Genomic DNA, 25,433 nt, shown 5'->3' on the forward strand with positions numbered 1-25,433 from the left:
CGGGACGCGATAGGTTCCCGCCCATTACTGCCATGACCACGAGAAGGATGGCCGGATGACCGAGCGACGGAGCGCCCCTGCCGGGCGCACGGGGGGAAAGCTGCTGGCGGATGCGCTGGTCGCGCAGGGTGTGACGCACGCCTTCTGCGTGCCGGGCGAATCCTACCTGGATCTGCTCGACGGCCTCTATTCGGTGCGCAACCGCCTCCAGCTCGTGACCTGCCGCTTCGAGGCCGGCGCCGTTCACATGGCCGAGGCCCATGGCAAGCTGACCGGCAAGCCGGGCGTCGCCATCGTCACCCGCGGGCCGGGCGCCTGCCACGCCGCGATCGGCGTGCACGTCGCCTTCCAGGATTCGACCCCGCTCGTGCTGCTGGTCGGCCAGATCCCGGTCGATGAAACCGACCGCGAGACCTTCCAGGAGGTCGACTACCGCCAGATGTTCGGCCCGCTCGCCAAGTGGGTGACGCAGATCGACGACGAGAAGCGCATCCCCGAGCTGATGGCCCACGCCTTCGACGTCGCGACCTCCGGCCGCCCCGGCCCGGTGGTGGTGGCGATCAGCGAGGAAATGCAGAAGCGCCTCGCGACCGTGCCCGACATCGGCCCGGCCGAGGTGCTGCCCGCGCACCCGGCGCCGGATGCGCTGCCGCGGCTGATGGACATGCTCGGCAAGGCGAAGAAGCCGCTCGCGATCCTCGGCGGGTCGCGCTGGACGGAACAGGGCAGGGCGGACATCCGCGATTGGCTCCTGGCCAATGACCTCCCGGTTGCCGTCGCCTTCCGCCGCATGGGGCTGTTCGACGGAACCTCGCCGAACTACGTCGGCGACCTCGGCGTCGGCGCCGATGCCGGGCTCGTGGCCAAGGCGAAGGAAAGCGACCTCATCATCGCCATCGGCACCCGCATCGGGGAGCCGGTGAGCCAGGGCTACACCCTCTTCGACATGGCCGGCGCGACGCCGATCGTGCATGTCTATCCGGACCAGGCGGAGATCGGGCGCGTGTATCGCCCGGCGCTCGGCGTCGTGTCCGAGGTCAACGCCTTCGCCGCCGCGGCCAAGGCCGCCGGCGCCGTGAAGAAGCCGGCCTGGTCCGCCTGGACCAAGGATCTGCGCGCGGCCCGCGTCGCCCAGGCTGCGCCGCAGGACTACGAAGGCCCGCTGAACCTCGCGACCGCGCTGCAGGAACTGGAGAAGGTCCTGCCGAAGGACACGATCTTCACGACCGACGCCGGCAACTTCGCGACCTGGCCGAACCGCTTCATGCATTTCAGCGAGAAGCAGGATTTCCTCGGCCCGACCAACGGCGCCATGGGCTACTCGGTGCCGGCCGCGATCGGGGCCAAGATCACCCATCCTGACCGTGCCGTGATCGCCTTCGTTGGCGACGGCGGCTTCATGATGACGGGGCAGGAGATCGCGACGGCGTTCCACCACTCCGTGAACCCGGTGATCCTGGTCTTCAACAACCAGATGTACGGCACGATCCGGATGTACCAGGAGCGGACCTACCCGCACCGCGTCTCCGGCACCGCGCTGACCAACCCGGACTTCGCCAAGTTCATCGACGCCTTCGGCGGCCATGGCGAGATCGTCGAGCGCACCGAGGAACTGGTGCCGGCGGTGCAGCGGGCGCTCGCTTCCGGCAAGCCCGCAATCGTGGAGGTCCGCACCAACCCCGAGCAGGTGACCAATCGCGCCACCATCGCGGATCTGCGCGCCCAGGCGGCGACGGCGGCAGCCGGGGTGGCGAACCCCGTGCCGGCGCAGGCAAGTCGCGTCCCCGCACCGCGCCGCACCGGGCCGCGGACGCGCTGACATCGGCGGCGGGCCTGCCCGCCGACGGCACGCACTGGCAGGATCGGGGGGAGGCAGATCCCCCCGAGACCCGCCGGGCGCCCGACCCGGCGTATTCGGCCCTGGGTGGTCCCGTCCGGTTTCGTTAGGCTGGCGGGCGGTTCTGTCGGGTATCCGCCGTGCACGTCTGGCCCCCGCCGCATCATCTGCCCCGCCTCGCGCCTGCACTGCTGCTGGCCTGGGTGATGCTTGCGGCCGTGGCGTTCTGGGGCGGCGAGGCCTATCTGGCCGACCAGCGCAGGATCGCCGTCGCCGAGGGCTACGCCGAGGCGGACGCGGATGTGCGCGCCGCGGAGCAATACCTGCTGCGCATCATCGACCATGTGCAGGGGCTCCATGCCCTGGCGAGGACGCGCGAACTCCTCCGCGCGCAGCGGGAATCCGAGGACGCCGTCGCGGCGATCGAACGCCACCTGATGGAGGTCGCCGGCGCCCGCGCCAGCCTGGTCCTGCAGGTTGCCGTCATCGATCCCGAGGGGTGGCTCTCCTATTCCACGACACCGGGCTGGCGCCCGCTCTACCTCGGTGACCGCGAGCATTTCCTTGTCCATCTGGGGGGAGTGGAACAAGGCCTCCATATCAGTGAGCCGCTGATCGGGCGCACCTCCGGCCGTGCGAGCGTGCAGACCACCCGCGCCATCGCCGATGCCGATGGCGGGCTCCGGGGTGTCAGCGTGGTTTCGCTCGACCCGGTGGTGCTTTCCCGTGGCCTCGCCGCGCTCGGATCGGTGCCGGCCGCGCAGGCCAACCTCATCACCCTGCTGCGCAGGGAAGACGGCAGGGTGCTGGCCCGCACGCGCGACCCCGAACTGCACCTCGGCCGGCCGGCCGCCGACCGCTCGGCCGCCGGCCGCGCGGCCATCGAGTCAGGTGAGCGGAGCGGGACCGCCGACGGGCTGACCCTGGACGGGAAGGAGGTCCTGCTCGCCTTCCGGGTCGTGGAGGGCACGTCCATCATCGCGACCTCGGCGGTGGATCGCTCGGCGCATCTGGCGCGCGTCGCGCAGGAGGCGTCGCGGCTGCGCGTTGCGGTCGCGGGCCTGCTGTTCCTGCTGTTCCTGGTCGGCGTGGCCGCTTCCCTCTGGAGCGCGCGGCGGCGCGCGGCGGCGACGCTCGAGGAACTCGACCGGACGCTGAGCAGCATTCCCTTCGTCGTCTATCGCGGCGCGATCGGGGCGGACGGCGCGCTTTCCCTGCTCTACCTGAGCCCCAGCGTGGAGGACGTGACCGGCTGGCCGCGCGATCCGTCGGGCTGGACGCCCGCCGCCTGGAAGCAACGCGCCGATGCCGGGGCGCGGGACGGTGCCGCCGCCTTCGCCACGCGGCTGGCCGCCCACGGCGCGGCGGAACGCGAGTACCGGATGACACGCCGCGACGGCGGCACGATGCTGGTGATGGAGCGCGCCCGCGTGCTGCGGCGGCGCACCGAGGGCACGCTGGAGATCGTCGGCTCGCTGACCGACGTCTCGGCGGCGCGGGAGGTCGAGGCGAAGACCGCCGTGGCCGCCAAGCTCGCAACCCTCGGCGAGATGGCGGCGGGCATGGCGCATGAGCTGAACCAGCCACTCGCGGCCATGCTGCTGGCGGCGGAGAACGCGCAGAACGCCCTGCGGCGCGGCGATGCGCCGGCTGTCGATGCCCGGCTCGAGATCATCGCCGGCGAGGCCGAGCGTGCCCGCGACATCATCGACCACCTCCGGATCTTCGCCCGCGGCGACGAGGGCGCGCCGCTCGGCGCCGTCGATCCCGCGGCGGCGGTGCGCGACGCGCTGCTGCTCGTCCGTGCCGCGCTGCGTGAGGCGGGTATCACGGTCACCGTGGACCTGCCCGGCCACCTCCCCGCCGTGCGCGGCCGCCAGGTGCAGCTCGAGCAGGTGCTGCTGAACCTGCTGATCAATGCACGCGATGCGCTGCAGGAACGGCCGCCCGCCGCGGAAGGCCGCAGGCTTGCCATCACCGGCCGTGTTACGGCGGAAGGCGGGGTGGAACTCGGCGTGCGGGACAATGGGGGCGGCGTCCCGCCGGCGCTGATCGCCCGCGTCTTCGACCCCTTCTTCACGACCAAGCCGCCGGGGGTGGGGACCGGCATCGGCTTGTCGATCTGCCATGGGATCATTCTCGGCTTCGGCGGCACGATCGCGTGCCGCAACGCCGACGGCGGGGCCGAGTTCACCATTGCCCTGCCGGCGGCGGACCCTGCCGGCGCCGCGCAGGACCCGGTGCAGCCGGCGCTCCAGGCGTGACGGCCGCCCTCAGCAGTCGTGGGCGCTCGCCGCGCCGCGCCGGGCTGCGGCGCGGTGATGGGCACGCTCCACCGCGGCCCCGATCTCCTTCAGCCGAAACGGCTTGCGGACAAGTTCGGCATCGCCGCCGGGCATTGCGCGCGCCAGTTCCTCCGGAGTCGCATGGCCGGTGATCAGCACCACCGAGATCGCCCTGCCGGCCTCGCGCCCCGCAGTGGCAGCGTGCGCGAGGGCGATGCCGTCCGTGCCGGGCATGCGTATGTCCGTGACAAGCACGGTGATCTCCGGCCTCGCCGCCAGGATCTCCATGGCGCGCGCGGCGCCGAGTGCATGCGCCGTCGCATACCCCATGTCCGCCAGGCCGGCGGCGAGTTCGGCGGCGACGACCGGCTCGTCGTCCACCACCAGGACGAAGCCGCCCGGCGGGGCGGGGGTCATCCCCGGACCTGCGGGCAGGTTGGCGACAGGCTTATGGCGATCCATGTCGACGGGTGAAGCGGTCGGCACACCATGCTCCGGATGTCTGGAGGGCCCCCTCTCCGACGGGCGAAGGTCGCACGGGGCATGCACCCGGGGCAAGCAAGCCGGTCCGCGGCCGACAAAACTCAACCTTCACCGCCGGCCGCTTCCGCGTGACAAATGCGGCATGATGCTTCCACGCGCGCCGCATCGCGCCGCACCGGGGCCCGCTGCCCGCCCGGTGGCGGTGCATGCCCGCCGCGCGGGCCTGGGGCCGCCGCCGTGAGGGCCCGGCCACCGGAGGAGGCCTCCCGCCATCCGCCCTGGTGGCGGAGCAGGGTGGTGCTGCTCGCCCTCGTCGCCGTCCTGCCTCTCGGCCTCCTGTCCGGCTTCATGAGCCTGGAGACGCTACGGTCCTACCGGGCCGCCGATGAGGCGCGGCTGCGCGACACCGCCCGCGCCCTGGCCGCGGCGGTGGATGCGCAGTTCGGGGCGATGCTGATGACCGCGATGGCCATCGCCGAATCGTCCCGGCTCGACCGCATGGAGGACATCTCCGTCTTCGAGCGCCTCGCCGCCCGCCAGGCGGCGCATGTCGACGGCTGGATCGCGGTGTTCGGCGCGCCGCCGGAGAACCGGGTGTTCGCCATGTCGCGGCGCGGGCCGGAGGAACCCCTGCCGCAGACACTTTCCCCGGAGACCGTCGTCGGGCTGGCCGGCGCCCTCGAGGATGTCTTCGCGCGCGGCATGCCGAGCGTCTCCGACCTTTTCATGGGCACGATGGTGCGGCGCCCGATCCTCTCGGTCCTGGTGCCGGTCGATCGGGACGGCCAGCCGCGGCGGGCCCTGTCCCTGAGCGTGGAGCCGGAGATCATGCGCGCGATCCTGGCGCGGCAGGAACTCGCGCGCGGCACTTTTGCCGCCATCGCCGACAGCGGGCTGCGCATCGTCGCGCATACGCTCGATCCGCATGGCGACCGGGTGGGGGCGTCGGCGCCGGCATGGGTGCGTGACGCCATCGTCGGCCGGCAGCGGGCGGTCTTCGTCGGACCTGGCTGGTCCGGCGAGGACAATGTCTATGCCATGGAACGCCTGGTCAATGCGCCGGGCTGGACCGTCGTCGTCGCGCAGCCGGTGGGCGAGCAGGCGCGCGATGCGTGGCGCGCGGTCGGCTGGCTCGCCGCCGGCTTCCTCGCCCTCGGGCTCGGCCTCGCGGCCCTGGCCTGGGTCAGCCGGCGCGAGGCCCTGGAGGATGCGCAGCGGGAGGCCGAGGCCCTGCGCCGCGGCCGCGCCCAGGTGGAGCGCCTGCATGGCGCGCTGCCCGCCGTGCTCTTCCTGCGGCATGCGAACGCCGACGGCACCTCCCGGCTACTATACCGCGGCGGCGACATCGCTTCGGTCACCGGCTGGCCTGTGGAGCACTTCTCCGCCCATGCCGACCTCAGCGAGTTCGTCCACCCTGACCATCCGCCGCTGTCGCATGCGCTCGCGCGCACGCTGCGGACCGGGGCGGAGGAGGAGGAATGGCGCCTTCGCCAGCCGGACGGCAGCTGGCGCTGGATGCGCACGCATTTCCGCTGCCTGACGCGGGAGCCGGACGGCGGTGGCGACGTCGTCGGCTACATCCTCAACATCACCGCCGAGCGGGAGGCGCGCGGCCGGGCCCTGACCGGCGCACGGCTGGCGTCGCTGGGGGAGATGGCCGCCGGCCTCGCGCACGAGCTGAAGCAGCCGCTCCAGGCGATCTCCCTTGCCGCCGAGAACGCCCAGTTCGCGGCGCGGGCGCTCGGCGCGGCGGACATCGACCGCCGGCTCGAGCGCATCATCGGGCAGGCGCACCGCGCCGGCGACATCATCGAGCATCTCCGCCGCTTCGCGCGCGGTGCCGGGGACATGACACGCCAGGTCGAGGTCGGCCTGGACGGCGTGGTGGACGCCGTGCTGGCGATGGTCGGCCCGAGCCTGCGCGATGCAGCCATCGACATCGGGATCGACCTCGGCACCCCGCCGCTCCGCGTCATGGGGGACCGGATCGCGCTCGAGCAGGTGCTGACCAACCTGCTGCTCAATGCCCGCGATGCCTTTGTCCAGCACGCGCCGGAGGGCAGGCGCCGCACCATCGCCATATCGGCCTCGCCTGCCCCGGGCGGACAGGTCGCGCTGCGGGTCGCCGACACCGGGGGCGGCATTGCGCCGCAGGTCATGGACCGCGTCTTCGAGCCCTTCGTGACGACGAAGGACCTCGAGAAGGGCACCGGCCTGGGCCTCGCCGTCTGCCATGGCCTCGTCATGTCCATGGGCGGGACCATCGCGGCGGAGAACGGGCCCTATGGCGCGACCTTCACCGTGAGGCTGCCGGGGGTGGCCCTCGCTCAGCCCGCCAGCGGGAAGCCCGTGAAGGCATAGCCCTTGTTCCGCACCGTGGTGATGATGGCCGCGCCGCGCCGGGCGCCGAACTTCAGCCGGATGTTGTGGACGAGGTTGTCGATCGCGCGGTCCTCCGGCCGGTAGGGGCGCTGGAGGATCCGCAGCGACAGCACGTCGCGGTCCACCGGCTCGCCGGGCGTCTGCATCAGGAGCATCAGGAGGTCGAATTCCGTCCCGGTCAGCGGCACCGCCTTTCCGCCGGGGCCGAGGATGCGGCGCGCACCCTCCGCGACGTGCCACCGGGTCGCAGCGGGGACTTCGGGGGCGGGCGGCGGGGTCGGGCCGTGCCGCCGCAGGCGCGCCCTGACACGGGCGACGAGTTCCCGCCCGGAAATCGGCTTCTGCAGGAAATCGTCCGCGCCGACCTCCAGCCCCACGATGCGGTCGGTCTCGGCCCTGTTGCCGGTGAGGATGACGATGTGCGCTGCCGTCGCGGCCCGCATCCGCGGCAGCAGCGTCAGCGCGTCCAGCCGGCCGAGCCATTGGTCCAGGATGACCAGGTCCACGGGTTCGGCAGCGATGGCCGCCATCGCGGCATCCCAGCCGGCGACGCGGGTCGCGCTCATGCCATACGTGGTCAGTATGCTGACGAGTTCCTCGCCGATCGCATCGTCATCCTCGACGACGAGGATGCGTGGCGCCCCGGCGCCACCACCCCGGCCACCATCCGGCGCCTGGATCATGGAGCCCAGAGACGGGGCGCTGTCCTCGTTCAGGTCCATTCTCGCTTCCGCACCATCGCCGGACGTTCCGCGCGCCACGATGCGCGGCCGGCTCAGGCCCGACCGCTTTCGTAATGTAACACGGGGACTTCAGGAATCATCCCCTTCTGCGGGGGATTTCGCGGGTGGTGGCGTGGCGCCGGCCTCCCGCAACACCTCCTCGGCCGTCCGCAGGGCGGCGATGGCGTAGGGGAAGCCGACATAGGCCGAGGAATGGGTGAACACTTCCGCGATCTCCTCGGGCGTGCAGCCGTTGTTGAGCGCGCCGACCAGATGACCGCGCAACTCGTGGTGCTGGTTCAGCGCGGACAGGATGCCGAGCGTCACCAGGCTGCGTTCCCGCCGCGTCAGCGTGCCGCGCGTCCAGAGCGAGGCGTAGGGGAATTCCTCCGAAAGGTGGCGCAGCGCCTGGTTCAGCGGCGTCGTGCTTGCGTCGCGGCGGGCCATGTAGGTGTCGCCCAGCACCTCCCGCATCGCCTGCCGTCCCTTGCTGCGCAGTGCCTCGTGCGCCGACTCGTCATCCATGCGTCCCGCTCCCATGATGCGTCGGGGCGATCCTATGCGCGGTGAGGGCGATGACGAAGACGCTGCTGGTCGTCTTCCATTCCATGACGGGCGGCACGCGGCAGATGGCGGAGGCGGCGGCGCTTGCCGCGGCGGGGCAGGGCGTGCGCGTGCGGCTGCTGACGGCGGGCGAGGCGGTGGCCGAGGACGTCCTCGCCGCCGACGGCTTCGTCTTCGCCACGCCCGAGAACCTCGCCGCCATCGCCGGCGTGATGAAGGCCTTCTTCGACCGCACCTATTACGCGGCGCTGGGGCGCATCGAGGGCCGGCCCTATGCCCTGATGGTCTGCGCCGGCAGCGACGGCACGAACGCCGCCCGCCAGGTGGCGCGAATCGCCACGGGCTGGCGGCTGCGCGCGGTGGCGGAGCCGCTGATCGTCTGCACCCACGCCCAGACGCCGGAGGCGATCCTCGCGCCGAAGGTCATCGGCGCCGAGGACATCGCGCGCTGCAAGGAACTGGGCGCGACGCTCGCCGCTGGCATGGCGATCGGGATGTTCTAGCGGCCTCCGTTCGCCGGGGCTCCGGGACGCCGCGCCGGCTCCTCGTTCTTGCGAGCGTCTTCGCCCGATCGGGCGATCCTGCCTGATCGGGATCCGTTTCAGGCGAAGGGCCGCTGCCAGCCGATCCAGTCGCAGACGGCGCGGCCCATCACGCGTTCAAGCTGCGGTCCCTGGAGCCAGGGCAGTTCCTCGGTGAAGAGCGTGATGCACTGCGTCCAGGAACACGGCATGCGCGTGATGTCGGTGCCCCAAAAGAATCGGTCCGGCCCGAAGGCGTCGTAGAGGCGGTGCAGCCCGTCATGGATGTCGCGGAAGGGATAGGGTTCCAGCGAATAGGCCGGCGCGCCGGTCGCCTTGAGCGCGACATTCGGGAAGCGGGCCAATGCCGTGACCGCATCGAGGTTGGCGAAGGCGGCCTTCCCCTTCTCGTGCCGGATCAGTCCGCAATGATCGATGATCAGGCGCAGCCGCGGATGGCGTTCCGCGATGCGGGCGAATTCCGGCAGGAAGCGCCAGGCCATGGTGGCGACGGGCAAGCCGGCCTCCTCCGCCGCCGGCCAGAGCCAGTCCAGCGTGCCGTCGAAGGGCCAGGATTGCTGGTCGGCGCGCACCAGCGGGTAGCGCAGGCCGCACTGGCCGGGGCGCTCGCGCCAGCGCGCGAGAAGGGGGCGGCTCGCCTCCGGCGCGTCGAGCGGCACCTGGCCGAGCACGGCGAAGCGGTCCGGGTATGACGCGGCGGCTGCTTCCGCGATCGCGTTGGCACCGGGGTCCCAGGAGACGGGCGGGTGGATGAGCGCGGCATCCACGCCGGCGGCGTCCATCTCCGCGAGCATCTGCTCCGCGGTCAGTATGGAAACCTGGCGATGGTCGCCGCTCGGCGTGCCGCTGCCCCAGATATGCACCTGGGCGTCGATGATCTTCATGGCGCGTTTCCCTCTCGCGCCAGTCTCGGCCCGCGGCGCATGCCGCGCAATCTCACGCCCGCGGCAGCGTCATGCCCGAGAAGCGGCTGTCGAGATGTTCGATCTCGAGGAATCCGGCATCGGGGCCGAAGGCCTTGTAGATCGGGAAGGTCTTCATCACGCCGAGCGTCGCAGCACTTTCGAGCGGCGAAATGAAGGAGGCATCGCCGTCGTTGAAATGCGGCTGGCGGATCCAGTGGGCCAATTGCGTCGCCGTGACCGCGTGGAAGCCGCTGTGGGGGTTGAGCGCGCGCCGGAAGGTGGTGGGGCCGAGGCGCAGGAACTCCTCGTCCGGCAGCGGGTCCCGCCAGCGTTCCGTCGCGCCGGGGCGCAGGTCCCCGTCGATCCAGGTCTTGATGGTCGGGCCCTTGGGGTTCCACTCGAAGCGGTTCGGCATGAGCAGGCGGCGCCAGCCGAAGGCGTCCTGGAATGCCATGATCTTCGCGACGAAGCCGGCATCCGCGATGCGCAGGTCGTCCTCGGAGAAACAGAAGAGGTCATAGGCGTTGCGCGCCTCGGCAAAGAGCCGCCGGGCGGAGAAGCCAAGCATGCGCGGGTTTTCCATGGCCACGGCCACGTGGCGCACGCCGCGCGCCTTGGCGTGCTCCTCGTCGAGCAGGTGGTCCCTGCCGTTGGTCAGCACGACGATGTCGAGCGCGTCCACGGCGCCGCGCACGCGCTCGAACCGCTTGTTCTCGATGTTGAGCACCGTCGTCGCGCCGAGGGTGCCGCGCCAGGAATCGATCGCCAGCCGCAGCGTGGCGGCGCGCTGCTCGCGCCGGTGGGAGTCGGTGGAGGAATGGGTCGAGCCTTCCTCCGCCTTGAAGTAGTGGACGATGGCGAGCAGGACGCGCATCAGCGGCCCACCGCGTATCCTTGCATGCCGCGGGGGTTGGCGCCGGCGCGGATGGTGCCGTCAGGCTCCCGCCGCGCGCCGGTCAGCCGGCCTTCGGACCACTCGCCGCCCATCTCGGCGGCGTGGCCGCGCGCCTGGAGGTCTGCCAGCACTTCCGGGGCATAGCGCCCTTCGATCACCACCTTCCCCGGCTTCGCGCCGCGCGGCCAGAAGGAAGAGATCCAGTGCTCCGAGTGGAAGGAGGGCAGGTCGATCGCCTGCTGGATGTTCATGCCGTGGTGGATCATGCGCATCAGCATGATCGGCTGCCACTGGTCCTGCTGCTCTCCGCCCGGCGTGCCGAAGGACATCCAGGGCTGGCCGTCGCGCAGCACCATCGAGGGCGAGAGCGTCGTGCGCGGCCGCTTGCCGGGCTTGAGGCCGTTCGGCAGCGTCTCGTCCAGCCAGAACATCTGGCAGCGGGAACCGAGGCAGAAGCCGAGTTCCGGTATGGCGGGCGAGGATTGCAGCCAGCCGGCCGAGGGCGTGGCGCTGACCATGTTGCCGTCCTTGTCGATCACATCGACATGGCAGGTGTCGCCGCCCGAGGCGCCGAGGCGCGAGACGGTCGGCTCCCCCGAGCCCATCGCGGCGGCGAGTTCCTGCGCGCGGCGGATGGCGGCGTCGTAGTCCGTGCGCGGCGCGCGGCCGTCGGGGCTGCCGGGACGGAACTCGAGCGAGGCGCGGTCGGTGATGAGCGCCCGCCGCGCATCGCTGTAGGCCGGCGAGAGCAGCGTCGCCAGCGGCACGTCCACGAAGTCCGGGTCGCCGTAGAAGGCCTCGCGGTCGGCAAAGGCGAGCTTCTGCGCCTCGATGACGAGGTGGATGAAGTCGGCGCCGACCGGGTCCATGGCGTTCACGTCGAAGCCCGCCATCAGGGCGAGCGTCTGCAGCATCGCCGGGCCCTGGCTCCAGGGGCCGCACTTGAGGACGGTGTGGCCGTGATAGTCGAGCGTGACCGGCGCCTCGACGCCCGCCGACCAGCGGGCAATGTCGTCGGCGGTGATCACGCCGCGATGGCGGCGGCCGGAAGTGTCCATCGCTTCCGTCGTGGCGGCGAAGCGGCCGATCGCCTCGGCGACGAAGCCGCGATACCAGGCGGCGCGGGCGGCATCGACCTGCTTCTCGCGGCTGCCGCCGGCCGCCTCGGCTTCCTTCACGACGCGCTCGTAGGTGTCGGCCAGCACCGGGTTGGCATAGAGGCCATTCGGCTCCGGCCCGCCATTGCGCAGCCAGAGCGCCGCGGAGGTCGTCCATTCGGATTCGAAGAGCGGGCGGACGCTCTCGATGGTCGCGCGGATGCGCGGCACCATCGGCGCGCCGTGCCGGGCATAGCCGATGGCGTAGGAGAGCACGTCCCGCACCGACCAGGTGCCGTGGTCGCGCAGCATCACCATCCAGGCGTCGAAAGCGCCGGGAACCGGCGTCGCGAGCAGGCCGGTGCCGGGCATGATGTCGTGGCCATGCGCGCGCATGTGCGCGACGGTCAGCCCCGCCGGCGCCGGCCCCTGGCCGCAGATGACCTGCTGCGTGCCGGTGCGCGCGCTGTGGAGGATGATTGGGCAATCGCCGCCGGGGCCGTTCAGGTGCGGCTCGACGATCTGCAGCGTGAAGCCTGCCGCCACCGCCGCGTCGAAAGCGTTGCCGCCGCGTTCGAGCACCGCCATCCCGACCTGGCTCGCCAGCCAGTGGGTGGAGGCGACGGCGCCGAAGGTGCCGATGATCTCTGGACGGGTCGTGAACATGCGGGGCGGTTCCTTCGCGGGGAAGCCGATCATTTCCGGCGAGACGGCGGACATGTGGGCGGTTCCTCGGTCTTGCTTCCTTCGTCGTCGCGCAGCACAGGGTGCGCGTCAATCCTGCGGGAGCGAATGCGGATGCTGGTGGCGGTGGTGGGGCCTTCGGGCGCGGGCAAGGACACGCTGATGGGCCTGGCGCGTGCGCGGCTGGAGGGCGACGACCGCTTCCGTTTCGTGCAGCGCGCGATCACCCGCCCCGCCGAGGCCGGCGGAGAGGCGCACCGGGCGCTGGACCTGACCACCTTCGAGGCCGAACGCGACGCCGGCGGCTTCGCCCTGTGGTGGCGCGCGCATGGGCTGCTCTACGGCATCCCGCGCGACATCGAGGCCGACATGGCCGCGCGGCGCGTGGTGGTGGCGAACCTGTCCCGCGGCGTGCTGGCGGAAGCCGCGGCGCGCTACCGCCTGCGCGTGCTGCAGGTGACGGCACCGACGGAGTTGCTGGCCGCACGCCTCGCCGCGCGGGGGCGCGAGAGCGCGCAGGACATCGCCGCGCGCCTCAGGCGGGAAGCCGCGCTGCCGCCCCGCCTCGACGTCGCGACGGTGATGAACGACGCGACCCCCGAGGAAGGCGCCGCGCGCGTGATCGAGACGCTCAGCCGCGCAGCGGAAGACGCTCGGCGATCGTGAAGGGCTCGCCGGGGGCGGGCTGTACGAACAGCGAGATCGCGCCGACGCGGCGCGCGATGCCCGGCGCATCCCCCAGATGCTCCGTCACGGCCGGCAGGATCACGGCCTTTTCCTCGGGCTCCAGGCGCCGTGTCAGCGTGACGTGGAAGCGCCATTCCTCGAAGACATAGGGGTAGCCCCAGCGGTCGAGATGCGCCCGCTGGCGCGCCGGGAGTCGTTCCGGCCGGCGGCGGGCGATCTCGGCCTCGGTTGCCGGGGCGCGGTGGGCGTCGAGCGCCTCCACGCAGGTATCGGCGAAGGCGTGCAGGGCCGGGCAGGGGGCGGTTTCCCGCAACGCCAGGAAGCCATCGAGGTCGTGCACCGCGAGCGGCGGCAGGTCGAAGGGCGCGATCCGCGCCGCCAGCGCCGCGGTCGCGTCGCGTGCGGCCGCGTAGCCGTTCGCTAGCCGGAAGGGCGGCTTCAGCGTGGCGTGCAGGCCGTAGCCGCGCGGATCGGCGGTGGCCTCGGCGAGGTCCAACCCCGGCAGCGGCGGCTGCGGCAGCGCGTCACCCGTTGCCGCATCGCGGCCCAGCCAGGCGCTGCCCGCCGCGTGCAGTGGGTCGTCCGTATCCGGCGCCCAGTAGAGCGCGACGCGGTAGGGCGTCATGCGACGCGCTTGCCCTCGCGCCACACGCGGCGCACCACCGGGATGCCGTGGACGGCACGCAGTTGCACGAGGTCCGCGCGCAGCCCCACCTCCAGCCGGCCGCGATCCGCCAGCCGCGCCATCCGCGCCGGGCGATCGGTGATCATCGCGACGGCCTTCGGCAGGCTGATCCCGGTTTCCTCCACCGTCCGCCAGGCGGCTTCGACCATCGAGGCCGGGACGTAGTCGGAGGCGAAGGCATCCGCCGCGCCCGCGCGCACCAGGTCGGCCGCCGAGACGTTGCCGGAATGGCTGCCGCCGCGGACGATGTTCGGCGCGCCGGCGATGACCTCGACCTTCGCGTCGCGCGCGGCCTCGGCGGCCGCCATCGTCACCGGGAACTCGCTGATGGTGATGCCGTCGGCGAGGTTGCGGCGCACTTCCTCCGGCGTCTCGTCGTCATGGGATGCGATCGGCAGGTCGCGGTGGCGGATGCGGTCCATCAGCCAGGCGCGCTGCGGTTCGCGCAGCCGTTCCCGCTGGTCGAGCAGGAAGGCGATCCGGTCCTCCACCTGCTCCACCGTCATCTGCGTCTGCTTGCGGCGCATCGCGACGTAGCGTTCGACGTCGCGGTACTGCCCGACACCGGGCGAGTGGTCCATCAGGCTGACCATCTGCACGCGCGGATGGTCGGCGACCGGGTCCATCGCCGGCTTCATGTCCGGGGCTGGCAGTTCGCAGCGCAGGTGCAGGAAGTGCTCCGAGCGCAGGAGGCCGGTCTCCGCCATGGCATCGAGATCGGCGACGCCGTCGAGGAAGGTCTGCCCGCGCCCGGCATCGAAGCCGAGGTCGCCGAGGCAGAGCGCGTCGAATACCGTCGTCACGCCCGCCGCCGCGCATTGCGCGTCATGCGCGACCATCGCCGAGCGCGAGGGCCAGCGGGCGTTCTGCCGTGGCTGCACCTGGCGCTCGAGGTTGTCGGTGTGAACGTCCACCACGCCGGGGATCAGGTGGTCGCCCTCCAGGTCGCGCGCGGCGGCGACATGGCTACGGCCCGGCTGGATCTCGGCGATGCGGCCGTCGCGGATTACCAGCGTGCCGGGTAGCGTTTCCTCCGGCAGGACGAGGATGGCATTGGTGAGGATGGTCTCTGCGGTCATGCGGCGTCCTGGTGCGGGAGAACGTCGAAGAGGCGGTCGGCGACGGCTTCGCGCACCTCGGCATCGTGGAAGATGCCGACGATGGCGGTGCCCTGTGCCTTGGCCTCGTTGATCAGGGAAATCACGATGGCGCGGTTCGCGGCGTCGAGGCTCGCGGTGGGCTCGTCCAACAGGAGCACGGGGTAGCCCGGGGCGAAGCCGCGGGCAAGGTTCACGCGCTGCTGCTCGCCGCCCGAGAAGGTGGCCGGCGGCAGGCTGTGGAGGCGTTCGGGCAGGTTGAGCCGGTTCAGCAGGGCGGTGGCGCGGGCCAGCGCTTCCTCCTTCGGCACGCCGCGGGCGATCATCGGCTCGGCGACGATGTCGCGCGTGGCGACACGTGGAATGACGCGCAGGAACTGGGAGACATAGCCCAGCGTCTCCCGTCGCGCCTCGATCACCGCGCGCGGGTCGGCGGTGACGAGGTCGAGATCCTCCCCGCGATGACGCAGGACGATCCGCCCCGCCCCGGCGCCGTAATTGCCGTAGAGGCAGCGCATCAGCGTGGACTTGCCCGCGCCCGACGGGCCCCAGAGCGCGACGCATTCCCCGGCATGGACGACGAGATCGACGCCCCCGAGCACGGGAATATGCGTGCCGCCCTGCAGGTGCAGCGTGAAGGCCTTGGACAGGCCCTCTGTCCGAAGAGCGGGGGTCATGCGGCGAGCACCGAGGAAACCAGGAGTTGCGTATAGGGATGCTGCGGATCGTCGAGCACACGGTCCGTCAGCCCCTGTTCCACCACGCGCCCGCGGCGCATCACCAGGATGCGGTCCGCGAGCAGCCGCGCGGCGGCGATGTCGTGCGTGACGATCAGCACGGACAGGCCGAGTTCGCGCGACAGCGAGCGGATCAGGTCGAGCAGCCGCGCCTGCACGGACACGTCCAGCCCGCCCGTGGGCTCGTCCATGAACACGAGGCGCGGGTGCGTGACCAGCGTGCGCGCGATCTGCAACCGCTGCTGCATGCCGCCCGAGAAGGTGCGCGGCAGGTCGTCGATGCGCGCGGCATCAATCTCGACCTTGGCGAGCCAGGACAGCGCCTCGGTGCGGATATTGCCATAGTGCCGGGCGCCGACGGCCATCAGCCGCTCGCCGACATTGCCGCCGGCCGAGACGTTCAGCCGCAGCCCGTCGCGCGGGTTCTGGTGCACGAAGCCCCATTCGGTGCGCATCAGGCGGCGGCGCGCGGCCTCGCCCATGGCGTGCACTTCCTCGCCGAGCCAGCGCACCGTGCCGGCATCCGGCGTCATCATGCCGGAGAGCACGCGCAGCAGCGTCGTCTTGCCGGATCCGGATTCGCCGACGATGGCGACGACCTCGCCCTCGGACACGTCGATCGCGACGTCGAGCAGCGCGGGAATGGCGCCGAAGCGGAGCGTCAGCCCCTCGGCGGTGAGAAGGGGCTTGGTCATTCGGCGGCCTCCTGCGCGGTCGCGGCCTGGCGCTCGGCGCAGAAATCGGTGTCGGAGCAGACGAACATCCGCCCGCCCGCATCGTCGGTGATCACCTCATCCAGGTAGGTGTCCGTGCTACGGCAGAGCGCGCAGGCGTGCGGCGCGCGGATCGGGCGGAAGGGATGGTCCTCGAAGTCCAGGCTGCGGACCTCGGTGTAGGGCGGGATGGCGTAGATGCGCTTCTCGCGTCCCGCGCCGAACAATTGCAGCGCTGCCATGCGGTGCATCTTCGGATTGTCGAAGGCCGGGATGGGGGAAGGCGACATCAGGTAGCGCCCGTTCACCATCACCGGATAGTCGTAGGCCTTCGCGATGTGCCCGAGCCGCGCGATGTCCTCGTACAGCCGCACATGCATCAGCCCGTAATCGGCCAGCGCATGCAGGCGCTTCGTCTCGGCCCGGCGCGGTTCCAGCCTGAACAGCGGCTCCGGCTGCGGGACCTGGTAGACCATGATCTGGTCCTCGCGCAGCGTCCGTTCCGGGATGCGGTGGCGGGTCTGGATCACGCTCGCTTCCGCCGTGTGCTCGGTCGTCGCCACCCCGGCGACGCGGCGGAAGAAGCGGCGGATCGAGATGGCGTTGGTGGTGTCGTCCGAACCCTGGTCGATCACCTTCAGCGTGTCGGCCGGACCCAGGATCGAGGCCGTGACCTGGATGCCGCCCGTGCCCCAGCCATAGGGCAGCGGCATCTCGCGCGCGCCGAAGGGGATCTGATGGCCGGGGATCGCCACAGCCTTGAGGATCGCGCGGCGGATCATCCGCTTCGTCGCCTCGTCGAGATAGGCGAAGTTGTAGCCTTCCATGGTCGCACCTTCGGCGCGCGGGCTTTCGAGTGCGCTCATTCCGCGGCCTCCGGCAGCGCCTGTTCCGCGCTCTTGCGGATGGTGCGCAGGTTCTCAAGTTCGGACTGGAAATCGACGTAGTGTGGCAGCTTCAGGTGCTCGACGAAGCCGGTCGCCTCGATGTTGTCCGAATGGTACAGGACGAATTCCTCGTCCTGCGCCGGGGCGGTGACGTCCTCGCCGAGTTCGCGCGCACGCAGGCCGCGATCGACGAGCGCCATCGCCATGGCGCGGCGCTCTCCGTGCCCGAAGACCAGCCCGTAGCCGCGGGTGAACTGCGCGGGCTCGGTCCGGCTACCCTTGAACTGGTTCACCATCTGGCATTCGGTGATGCCGATCTCGCCCAGTTCGATCGGGAAGCCGAGTTCCGGCGGGGTGAATTCCACCGTCACATGGCCGACGCGGATCTCGCCCACGAAGGGATGCGCATTGCCGTAGCCGCGCTGCGTCGAATAGCCGAGGGCGAGCAGGAACCCCTCGTCGCCTCGCGCGAGGTTCTGCAGCCGGACGGGGCGCTCGGCGGGGAAGGCGAGCGGCTGGCGCGTCAGGTCGCCAGGCTCCGCCTCGTCGTCCCGCTCGCGCTGCATCAGCCCTTCGCGCGCCAGGAGTTCGGTGACGCGCGGCGCCTCGCCGACAGGCGCGGATGCCTCGGGCCCGGTTGCGCGTTCCTCGCCTTCCGCCGCCAGCGCGAAATCGAGCAGCCGGTGCGTATAGTCGAAGGTCGGCCCAAGGACCTGCCCGCCGGGCAGGTCCTTGTAGGTCGCGCTGATGCGGCGGCGCAGGCGCATGCGCGCCGTCTCCAGCGGCTCGGAAGCGCCGAAGCGGGGCAGGGTGGTGCGGTAGGCGCGCAGCAGGAAGGCGGCCTCGATCAGGTCGCCCTTGGCCTGCTTGATCGCCAGCGCGGCGAGGAAGCGGTCGTGGCACGATCCTTCCGCCATCACGCGGTCCACCGCGAGGGGCATCTGCTGCTCGATCTGCGCAACCGCAAGTTCGGGCACCGACGCATCACCGCGCCGCGTCTCCTCGAGCCAGGCATGGGCGGCGCTGATCGCGCGTTCGCCGCCCTTCACTGCGACATACATCGGTTCAGCCCTCCGCGATCATGACGGTGCGCGGCAGCGCCGTGAGGCGGTCCCCGGCGCAGAGCACCACGTCCACGCCGCAGGGGAAGCCGGCGCGGTTCGCCACCCAGGCGGAGAGGAAGCCCTCGGGCGCGCCGGTCACGCGCAGCCGGTGTTCATGCTCGATGCCGGGGCCGGTCAGGTGCCAGCCTTCACCTTCGGCAAGGTCCGAGACCTGCAGCACCAGCGTCGCGCCGCCCTGAGGTTCTTCCTCGGTGCCCTGGGCGAGGGCTGCCAGCGCGGGTGGCATTCCCGTCGCCAGCGCGAAGGCGGCCGCGCCCGGTTGCGCGACGACCGGCGCGCCGCAATGGAAGCGCAGCCACGCCTCCGCGGCCGACCCGCCATCGAGCCAGAGTGGCGTATCGGCATCGGCCAGCGTCAGCAGCACCGCCGCGGCGGCCTGGTTCAGAGGTGCAGGAGGGTTCAGCGCGCCGCCCGCGCGCTGGATGCGCCCGGGGCGGCTCACCGCCTCCAGCACCGCGCGGAAGGTGGCCTGGGCGTCGAGGACGGGATCGGCGAAGCCGGCGGTCAGCATGGTCATCGGGTCGTCTGCATGGCGAAGAAATCCACGCGCGTGGCGGCGGCCTTGCGCGCCTCGGCGTCCCGCGCCGCCTGCTGGCGGGTGGCGAGCGGCGCGATCACGCCTTCCATCAGGGCATCGCGCCGCGCCGGGTCCTGGAGAGCGGCGTCGAGCAATGCGGCGAGTTCCGCCTGACGCTTGTCCCGCCCGGCCACATAGCCATGCCCCACGGCATCGCCGAGCCGCACGGCGCAGCGTGTCACCGTCATCTCGCCGAGGTTGAAGGGTGCGCCATCCCCGCCCGCGCGGCCGCGCACCATCACCAGCCCCGTCTCCGGCGCGCGCAGGCGTTCATGGGCGGGAAGGGGGGGCAGGGTGGCGAGCAGGCCGGCGATCTCGTCGGCGGCTGCGCGTGCGAGCACCGCCATCCAGCGGCGTCGCTTCTCGGTGTCGGCGGTGATCATGTGGTCCATCGAATTTGTCTAGACAGTTAGACATCCGCCGCGCGACAAAGTCCATGCGGATATCTCATGGACTTGGTCAGGCATGGTTGAAGTTTCGATGACAGACGCGCCGCTGGCGCGCGGGCAGGGCATCGCCCTCTGGCGGCAGATCGCGGCCACGATCGAGGGCGAGATCTCCCGTGGCGGCAAGGCCGGCGGTGAGCGCCTGTCGACCGAGGCGGTGCTGACGAAGCGTTTCGGCGTGAACCGCCATACCGTCCGCCGTGCGCTCGAGGACCTGGAGGCGCGCGGCCTCATCCGCGTGGAGCAGGGCCGCGGCGCTTTCGTCGCCGAGGACGTGGTGGATTACCGCCTTGGGGCCCGCACGCGCTTTTCCGAACTCGTGCGAGGACAGAACCGCGAACCGGCGGGGCGCATCCTGCGCATCTCGGAGATCCAGGCGGAGACGCAGCTCGCCGAGGCGCTCGGCATCCGTCGCGGCAGGCTCGTGCTGCGGGTGGATCGGCTGGGCCTGGCGGACGGGCGGCCGGTGGTGCTCGGCGCGCATTACCTTCCCCTACCGCGCTGCGCGGCCGCACCGGAGGCGCTGGAGCGCAGCGGCTCCATCACCGCGGCGCTCGAGGCTTGCGGAATCCCCGACTACCGGCGGCGCGCCTCGCGCATCACCGCCCGGCTGCCGACGCCGGAGGAGGCGGAACTGCTGCAGCAGTCGCGCTCGCGCCCGGTGCTCGTCGCCGAATCCCTCAATGTCGATCCGGCCGGGCAGCCGGTGGACTGGACCCAGTCCGTCTATGCCGCGGGTCGCGTGCAACTCGTGGTGGAGCCCTGACGGCATGGACTGGACACTGACCGACGGCACCGTCCTCAAGGACGGGGCCTTGGCGAAGGATGCACTCGCGCTGGCGGGCGGACTGGTGACGGAGGCGCCCGCGCCCGGCGCGGCGCGGTTCGATGCCTCCGGACTGCTGGTGCTCCCCGGCCTCGTCGACATCCATGGCGACGCGCATGAACGGCAGTTGCAACCGCGGCCGGGCGTTGACCTGCCGGTTCCGCTCGCGCTGCGCGATTCGGCGGCGCAGCTCATCGCCTGCGGCATCACCACGGCCTATCTCGGCGTGACGCTGTCCTGGGAGCCGGGGCTGCGCTCGCTGGGCGCCTGGCGCGCGCTGAAGGCGGCGCTGCCCACCGCGCGCGCGCACGCGGCGACGGACCTCCGCGTGCACCTGCGCTTCGAGGCCGACAATCTCGATGCGCTCGAGGAGGCGCTCGAGGGCATCGCGGATGGCAGCGTTCACCTGCTCGGCTTCAACGACCACACGCCGGCGATCGTGAAGAAGCTCGGCGACCCCGTGCAGGTCGCGAAGTATGCCGGCCGCGCCGGGGTGAAGGCGGAAGCCTATCGCGCGCTTGCCGACTCGGTCATCGCGCGGCGCTACGAGGTCCCGGCCGCGCGCGCGCGCCTTTCCGCCGCGGCGCAGGCGGCGGGCATCCCGATGCTCAGCCACGACGATGCGACGCTCGATGACCGCGCGCATTACCGCGCGCATGGCGCAACCATCTGCGAGTTCCCGATGGCCGAGGAGGTCGCCGCCGATGCGCGCGCGGCCGGCGAGCATGTCGTGATGGGCGCGCCGAACGTGGTGCGCGGCGGCAGCCATCTCGGCTGGGCCTCGGCCGCGCCACTCGCCGAGCGTGGCCTCGTGACGGTGCTTGCCTCCGACTACGTCTGGCCGGCGATGCTGGAAGCCGCCTTCGCCATGGTCCGGCGGGGCGTGCTGGACCTGCCGCGGGCCTGGGCGCTGGTGTCGGCGAATCCGGCCGAGGCCTGCGGCCTGGCGGATCGCGGGCGGCTGGCGCCTGGCCTGCGCGGGGATGTGGTGGTCGTGGATCCGGCGACGGCGGCGCCGGTCGCGGTCTTCGCCGGCGGCGGCCTGGCCTGGCTGGCGCCTGGAGCGGCGGTTCGGCTGCGGCGCTGAGCGCCGGAACGCGCGTCGGGGGCGGCGCATCGCTGCGACCGCCCCCGGCGTGATCTCCCGATCGGAAGGATGGGCTTGGCTCCCCGAGTAGGCGCGCAGCGGGCGTCCCGATGGTTCCCATAATGTGCCAACGCATCCCTGAAATCCCTTGAATTCCGCGGCATAGGCGGCCAACTGGCGGCCCCATCCATCCCAAGCCATCCCGCCGCATCCCGGCGCGGCCAATGGGGCCGGATGGGGCCGCTCAGGAAGGAAAGCCCCGCCCGAAATGCTCACTGAAGTCCAGATCAAGGCCGCGCGACCCGGCCGCTACTCCGATGGCCGCGGCGACGGCCTCATGCTGTTCGTCAGTCCCACCGGCGCGAAGAAGTGGGTGCAGCGCATCAAGGTCGGCGCGCGCTACCGCGAGATCGGACACGGCGGTCACCCCGAGGTCGGCTTGGCCGAAGCCCGGCGGCGCGCCGCGGAGGCGAAGTTGCAGGTCGCCGCCGGCGTGGACCCGATTGAAGCGCGGCGTCAGGTGCAGGCCGTCAAGGCCGCGCCGCTGGGCCGGACACTGAAGGATGCGGTCGAGGGCTACATCGCCGCGCATGGCCCGGCATGGCGAAGCCCGAAGACGGCGACCCTGTTTCGCAGGAGCCTTGAGGATCATGCGGCAGGGCTGCTGGCGCGCGATCCCGCCGGCATCACCCTCGATGATGTGCATTCGGTCCTGGCGCCGATCTGGTCCTCGAAGCCGGTCCTCGCGCAGAAGGTCCGAAGCAGGCTTGAGCACTCTCTCGAATGGTCCATGGCGGCGGGTTGGCGTCCGCATGGGCTGAACCCCGCCGCGTGGCGGGGGGCGATCCGGACGCTGCTCGCCAAGCCCGGAAAGGTGACGCGGAACAGGCACCATCCGGCGCTGCCCTGGTCGCGCATCCCGGAATTCATCGCGGCGCTCCGGGATGAGGTTGGCAACGCCGCGCGATGCCTCGAATGGGTGGTGTTGACGGCCAGCAGGAGCGGCGAAGCGCGCGGTGCGACTTGGTCCGAGATCGACCTTGATTCGGCGATATGGGCGATACCGGCGGCGCGCATGAAGGCGGGCCGGGCGCACCGTGTTCCGCTATCCGCGCCGGCCGTCGCCCTGCTTCGCGCCATGCTGCCAAAGGGCGGCGTGAAGCCGGCGCAGGGCCTGATCTTCCCGAACAGCCGGACGGGCGCGGAATTCTCGGATGCGGCGCTGCTGGCGCTGCTGACCCGGATGGATGCCGGCTCGACCAAGGCGGGCGGCGTCGGCTGGCGGGATGAAGCCGGCCAGAAGGCGACGCCCCATGGGATGCGGTCGGCCTTCCGAGATTGGTGTGGCGATGCCGGCCATCCGCGGGAGATCGCGGAAGCCGCGCTGGCTCATGCCATGGGAAGCGCGACCGAGCGGGCTTATGCGCGGTCCGACCTGTTCGAGCGGCGGCGCGTGCTGATGGATGCCTGGGCGATCACCTGCGATGGCGCGGCGCAGCCCGGTGGCAATGTCGTCCAGATCGCGCGGGGCGCGGCGTGATGCTGACCGCGTGGGACGCGATGTGGTCGCTTGCATCGGCCGAGGAAGCAGGGGAGTGGCGGGCGGCGGAGAATCTCGCGCCATCGGAGGATAATCCGGCGCCTTGTTGGATGGCACGGCAAGGTATCGAGGACTCCCTTCGGTTCCGGCTTCATGCCGCGCTGGCTGAGGGTGCGATGCTTGCGGAAGGCTGGCCGGATGATGGCGGCGACCGGCGGATGATCCCCCCGCCGGCATGGGCGGGCATGGGGCTTGATGTGGAAGCCGGCAGGGCCGAGGGCGGGGGGCGCGCTTGGGCTGGGTTGCGCTTCCGCCCGGCGGCGGCCCAGGCGGCGCTTATGGCGGCCCCGGCGGCGGCCCCGGCGGCGCCATCCCGGCCGGCCCGCGGAAGGCCGCGGCGGGGGGAGGACGATCTATCGCTAGCGGAAGGGCGGGCCGCCTACTTGGCGTGGTGCCGCCGCATCAAGCGCGACCCCCGCGACCCAGATGCGCGGTCGCCCTCGTGGCAGGAGGTATGGTCAAAATTCCGCGGGTTGATGAAGCGCGAGACGATCCGCGCCATCCATCAGCAGGCGTGGGGGCCGAAGGCATCCGAGAAGGGGCGGAAGGGCGGCCCGGCGTGAGTGTTCCCGGCGTGAGTATTCCCGCGCGGGCGGAATTTCGGGAACACTCAGAGCCGCGGAAATCTGCCGTTTTTGCCCCCTGAGTATTCCCGCTGAGTGTTCCTCGAAAGTTGTTTTCGGTACACTTACGATGCCTAGAATGGGGGGCCTTGAAGCATCGAAGCGGAAGGGCATTCCCCCAATGTCGAAGCAGGCGCCAAGCGCCACCACCAGCACGCCGGCGGGCGGCGCGATGCCGTCCGGCCTGCGAATACTCCGAGGCGAGGATGTTTACGGGAAAGAGGGGCGGACGGGCTGTAGTCGAAGCCAGTGGTATCGCCACATTGCGGAAGGTCGTGCGCCGCCTGGATTTATGATCTCGCCGCAGGCGCGCGGATGGCTGGAGCACGATATCGACGCATGGATCATCGCGCGCGTCGAGAAAGGTGGAATCGACAAGGCGCCGCCCGCCACGCCTGAACCTTATGCGTCCATGGTCGGGCACAACGGCGGCCCGCCGATGAAGCGCCGTCGGGGAAGGCCGCGAAAGAACGCGACCCCGCCCGGCGTGTTCGGCGGCCCCGCGGAGGGCGGAGCATGAGCGCTGCCCGGGTTTCCAGGCGTCCTGTTATCGTCGTGGCTTACGATGCGCGCGACGCCTTTGCCGAAGTAATCTACTTCATCGCGATCCGGCGCCGCGGCCAACAGCTGCCGCTCGTTGAGATCGGAGACGAGGGGCCTATCGAACCTATTGATCTATTGCGCAGGATGCGGGGCTGCGGCGACATCCTTCCGGGCAGCGTCGGCGATGCCGTTCATGGCATCCTCGAGGACATCTATCGCGGCGAACCGCCGCGATACAGGAACACGTATGCGGCTGCGGCTCGGCGGCTGATCGAGGCGGAGGCGCTCGTATGAGCGACGCCCCGAAGGCCGCACGCACCATTTGCCTGAACGTCACTAGTGGGACCATCCCGCTGATGGCTTCCGCGTTGCACGTCGCCGAGGATGATGATGTGGCCGAGCAACGCTGCGTCGCTGTCCACGAGGCTGGGCACGTAGTCGCCGCTCTGGTTTTGGGGATCTCATTTCGGAGCGTCAGCATCGTGCCTTGCGCTGATCATGCCGGCATAGTCCGCATGGGAAAGCCTCCCGAATGCCTGGGCGGCGCTGACATGCCAAGCCGCTGGGTGATGGCCCGCGGCATCGTTTCGATGGCAGGGCCGGCTGCTGAAAAACTATTCTCCGAGCGTGAGCGCTGGCGCACTGATCGGGACCGTTGGGGTGCCGATGAACGAAACGCTGCTGACTTCGCCGACCGGGCGGCGTGCGGCCATAGGGACACCATGGATGCGTTCGTCGCGCTGTGGCGCGCGCAGTCCTCCGCCCTGGTGGAACGAGAGGGTTACGCTATCGACGCCGTAGCGCATGCGTTAGCCGAACGCGGCCGGATGAGTGCCGCCGAAGCCCGTCAGGTATGGCATGCCGCTACTTCTGCGCGGATTGATGCGGCGAGACGGCCATGAACGCCGCCGTCGATCGGCTGGCGTTTGCGTGCGCGCGATGCCTCGACACAGCGGAAGTCCGCGACCGGGACCGCGGCGCGTGAGAGGCGGTCATCGACGCCTTGTCCGGCCATGGCAGCGCGGTCGATGCGCTCTCGCAGATCGATGCGGCGAGGGCGCGCACGCGATGATCGAAATGGCGAAAAAGACTGGCTTGCGCGGCCATAGCGGCCACGCGCAAACTGAATACCGGAGAACCCCACAACGCAGATCCGCAAGCAAGCGGGCTGGCCGCCGCGTCGGAATGGTCCGGCCCGGTAGAAGCGAAGGGGTTTTCCGATGATCCGACAGCACCGCATCCTGCGCCGCGCCTCCGAGCGCGCAGCCACTTGATCCCGTCTTAACCCGCTGGTGCATCAGCAGGGGAAGAACAGGACCAAGCAAGCGCGATCTTTTCCGGGGATCGCCGCGAGCATAATCCATCCTCTGCCCGAGGCGCCAGCCGTCCATGAAGGACGCGCGCC

25 protein-coding genes are annotated in these 25,433 nt (G+C 71.1%); 11 read left to right on the forward strand and 14 right to left on the reverse strand.

Annotated elements, in window-relative coordinates; all coding sequences use genetic code 11:
* Positions 1-55 precede the first annotated feature (55 nt).
* Both GXW76_RS08125 and GXW76_RS26145 read left to right on the forward strand, forming a co-directional pair.
* Positions 56-1,819, forward strand: coding sequence for a thiamine pyrophosphate-dependent enzyme (locus GXW76_RS08125; protein ID WP_211861506.1), 1,764 nt, complete (start codon positions 56-58; stop codon positions 1,817-1,819).
* Between the two features lie 158 nt (positions 1,820-1,977).
* Positions 1,978-4,101 (forward strand): ATP-binding protein, encoded by a 2,124-nt coding sequence (locus GXW76_RS26145; RefSeq protein ID WP_211861507.1) that lies wholly within the window; start codon positions 1,978-1,980, stop codon positions 4,099-4,101.
* Positions 4,102-4,110: 9 nt separating this feature from the next.
* Here GXW76_RS26145 and GXW76_RS08135 read toward each other — a convergent pair whose 3' ends face one another.
* Positions 4,111-4,539: a response regulator gene (locus GXW76_RS08135; protein ID WP_211861508.1), complete on the reverse strand. Its 429-nt coding sequence runs from the start codon at positions 4,537-4,539 to the stop codon at positions 4,111-4,113.
* A 363-nt stretch (positions 4,540-4,902) separates the two neighbouring features.
* On the opposite strand from GXW76_RS08135, the gene GXW76_RS08140 reads away from it, so the two are divergent.
* Entirely contained in the window at positions 4,903-6,966 is a 2,064-nt protein-coding gene (locus tag GXW76_RS08140) for an ATP-binding protein (RefSeq protein ID WP_211861509.1), read from the forward strand.
* Here the strand turns inward: GXW76_RS08140 and GXW76_RS08145 are convergent.
* Together GXW76_RS08145 and GXW76_RS08150 are read right to left on the reverse strand one after the other, a co-directional pair.
* Positions 6,933-7,709 (reverse strand): response regulator transcription factor, encoded by a 777-nt coding sequence (locus GXW76_RS08145; RefSeq protein WP_211861510.1) that lies wholly within the window; start codon positions 7,707-7,709, stop codon positions 6,933-6,935. The two genes, GXW76_RS08140 and GXW76_RS08145, sit on opposite strands and share 34 nt — an antisense overlap.
* Positions 7,710-7,799: 90 nt before the next feature.
* Positions 7,800-8,234 carry a carboxymuconolactone decarboxylase family protein gene (locus GXW76_RS08150; protein ID WP_211861511.1) on the reverse strand — a complete coding sequence of 145 codons (435 nt, stop codon included), beginning with the start codon at positions 8,232-8,234 and terminating at the stop codon, positions 7,800-7,802.
* A gap of 50 nt (positions 8,235-8,284) precedes the next feature.
* Between GXW76_RS08150 and GXW76_RS08155 the strand changes: the two genes are divergently transcribed.
* Complete coding sequence (locus GXW76_RS08155; protein WP_211861512.1) at positions 8,285-8,776, forward strand: flavodoxin family protein; 492 nt, start codon at positions 8,285-8,287, stop codon at positions 8,774-8,776.
* Positions 8,777-8,874: 98 nt separating this feature from the next.
* Here the strand turns inward: GXW76_RS08155 and GXW76_RS08160 are convergent, their stop codons facing one another.
* Genes GXW76_RS08160 through GXW76_RS08170 form a run of 3 tightly spaced genes read right to left on the reverse strand, consistent with a single transcriptional unit; the run spans position 8,875 to position 12,432 of the window.
* On the reverse strand, positions 8,875-9,699 hold the full coding sequence (locus GXW76_RS08160) for an amidohydrolase family protein (protein WP_211861513.1): 825 nt from the start codon (positions 9,697-9,699) through the stop codon (positions 8,875-8,877).
* Between the two features lie 52 nt (positions 9,700-9,751).
* Positions 9,752-10,594 carry a hypothetical protein gene (locus GXW76_RS08165; RefSeq protein ID WP_211861514.1) on the reverse strand — a complete coding sequence of 281 codons (843 nt, stop codon included), beginning with the start codon at positions 10,592-10,594 and terminating at the stop codon, positions 9,752-9,754.
* A complete protein-coding gene (locus GXW76_RS08170) occupies positions 10,594-12,432 on the reverse strand; it encodes a gamma-glutamyltransferase family protein (protein ID WP_338150917.1) in 1,839 nt (612 codons plus the stop codon). The genes GXW76_RS08165 and GXW76_RS08170 overlap by 1 nt, the downstream gene beginning before the upstream one ends.
* Before the next feature lie 72 nt (positions 12,433-12,504).
* On the opposite strand from GXW76_RS08170, the gene phnN reads away from it, so the two are divergent.
* Positions 12,505-13,062: a phosphonate metabolism protein/1,5-bisphosphokinase (PRPP-forming) PhnN gene (gene phnN, locus GXW76_RS08175; protein ID WP_246514028.1), complete on the forward strand. Its 558-nt coding sequence runs from the start codon at positions 12,505-12,507 to the stop codon at positions 13,060-13,062.
* Here phnN and GXW76_RS08180 read toward each other — a convergent pair.
* Genes GXW76_RS08180 through phnG form a run of 8 tightly spaced genes read right to left on the reverse strand, consistent with a single transcriptional unit; the run spans position 13,028 to position 19,295 of the window.
* Positions 13,028-13,708, reverse strand: coding sequence for a DUF1045 domain-containing protein (locus GXW76_RS08180; RefSeq protein ID WP_211861515.1), 681 nt, complete (start codon positions 13,706-13,708; stop codon positions 13,028-13,030). The two genes, phnN and GXW76_RS08180, sit on opposite strands and share 35 nt — an antisense overlap.
* Complete coding sequence (locus GXW76_RS08185; RefSeq protein ID WP_211861516.1) at positions 13,705-14,847, reverse strand: alpha-D-ribose 1-methylphosphonate 5-triphosphate diphosphatase; 1,143 nt, start codon at positions 14,845-14,847, stop codon at positions 13,705-13,707. The genes GXW76_RS08180 and GXW76_RS08185 overlap by 4 nt, the downstream gene beginning before the upstream one ends.
* Entirely contained in the window at positions 14,844-15,542 is a 699-nt protein-coding gene (phnL, locus tag GXW76_RS08190) for a phosphonate C-P lyase system protein PhnL (RefSeq protein ID WP_211861517.1), read from the reverse strand. Before phnL ends, GXW76_RS08185 begins: the two co-directional genes overlap by 4 nt.
* Complete coding sequence (gene phnK / locus GXW76_RS08195; RefSeq protein ID WP_211861518.1) at positions 15,539-16,297, reverse strand: phosphonate C-P lyase system protein PhnK; 759 nt, start codon at positions 16,295-16,297, stop codon at positions 15,539-15,541. Before phnK ends, phnL begins: the two co-directional genes overlap by 4 nt.
* Positions 16,294-17,181, reverse strand: a complete 888-nt coding sequence (locus GXW76_RS08200) for an alpha-D-ribose 1-methylphosphonate 5-phosphate C-P-lyase PhnJ (protein WP_272876037.1) — start codon at positions 17,179-17,181, stop codon at positions 16,294-16,296. The genes phnK and GXW76_RS08200 overlap by 4 nt, the downstream gene beginning before the upstream one ends.
* Positions 17,178-18,263, reverse strand: a complete 1,086-nt coding sequence (locus tag GXW76_RS08205; RefSeq protein ID WP_211861519.1) for a carbon-phosphorus lyase complex subunit PhnI — start codon at positions 18,261-18,263, stop codon at positions 17,178-17,180. The genes GXW76_RS08200 and GXW76_RS08205 overlap by 4 nt, the downstream gene beginning before the upstream one ends.
* A 4-nt stretch (positions 18,264-18,267) precedes the next feature.
* Positions 18,268-18,843, reverse strand: a complete 576-nt coding sequence (gene phnH / locus GXW76_RS08210; RefSeq protein WP_211861520.1) for a phosphonate C-P lyase system protein PhnH — start codon at positions 18,841-18,843, stop codon at positions 18,268-18,270.
* A complete protein-coding gene (phnG, locus tag GXW76_RS08215; protein WP_408904316.1) occupies positions 18,840-19,295 on the reverse strand; it encodes a phosphonate C-P lyase system protein PhnG in 456 nt (151 codons plus the stop codon). The genes phnH and phnG overlap by 4 nt, the downstream gene beginning before the upstream one ends.
* A gap of 88 nt (positions 19,296-19,383) precedes the next feature.
* On the opposite strand from phnG, the gene phnF reads away from it, so the two are divergent.
* From phnF to GXW76_RS08245, 6 genes are all read left to right on the forward strand, one after another.
* Positions 19,384-20,115 carry a phosphonate metabolism transcriptional regulator PhnF gene (gene phnF, locus GXW76_RS08220; RefSeq protein WP_246514029.1) on the forward strand — a complete coding sequence of 244 codons (732 nt, stop codon included), beginning with the start codon at positions 19,384-19,386 and terminating at the stop codon, positions 20,113-20,115.
* A 4-nt stretch (positions 20,116-20,119) separates the two neighbouring features.
* Positions 20,120-21,262, forward strand: a complete 1,143-nt coding sequence (locus GXW76_RS08225; RefSeq protein ID WP_211861522.1) for an alpha-D-ribose 1-methylphosphonate 5-triphosphate diphosphatase — start codon at positions 20,120-20,122, stop codon at positions 21,260-21,262.
* Between the two features lie 268 nt (positions 21,263-21,530).
* Positions 21,531-22,802: a tyrosine-type recombinase/integrase gene (locus tag GXW76_RS08230; protein ID WP_211861523.1), complete on the forward strand. Its 1,272-nt coding sequence runs from the start codon at positions 21,531-21,533 to the stop codon at positions 22,800-22,802.
* An 804-nt stretch (positions 22,803-23,606) separates the two neighbouring features.
* A complete protein-coding gene (locus tag GXW76_RS08235; RefSeq protein ID WP_246514030.1) occupies positions 23,607-24,005 on the forward strand; it encodes a helix-turn-helix transcriptional regulator in 399 nt (132 codons plus the stop codon).
* Positions 24,002-24,322 carry a hypothetical protein gene (locus GXW76_RS08240; protein WP_211861524.1) on the forward strand — a complete coding sequence of 107 codons (321 nt, stop codon included), beginning with the start codon at positions 24,002-24,004 and terminating at the stop codon, positions 24,320-24,322. The genes GXW76_RS08235 and GXW76_RS08240 overlap by 4 nt, the downstream gene beginning before the upstream one ends.
* Positions 24,319-24,930, forward strand: coding sequence for a hypothetical protein (locus GXW76_RS08245; RefSeq protein WP_211861525.1), 612 nt, complete (start codon positions 24,319-24,321; stop codon positions 24,928-24,930). Before GXW76_RS08240 ends, GXW76_RS08245 begins: the two co-directional genes overlap by 4 nt.
* Positions 24,931-25,433: the final 503 nt, after the last annotated feature.

This window comes from Neoroseomonas soli (assembly GCF_018129065.1).
In the GTDB taxonomy this organism is placed as follows: Bacteria; Pseudomonadota; Alphaproteobacteria; order Acetobacterales; family Acetobacteraceae; genus Neoroseomonas; species Neoroseomonas soli.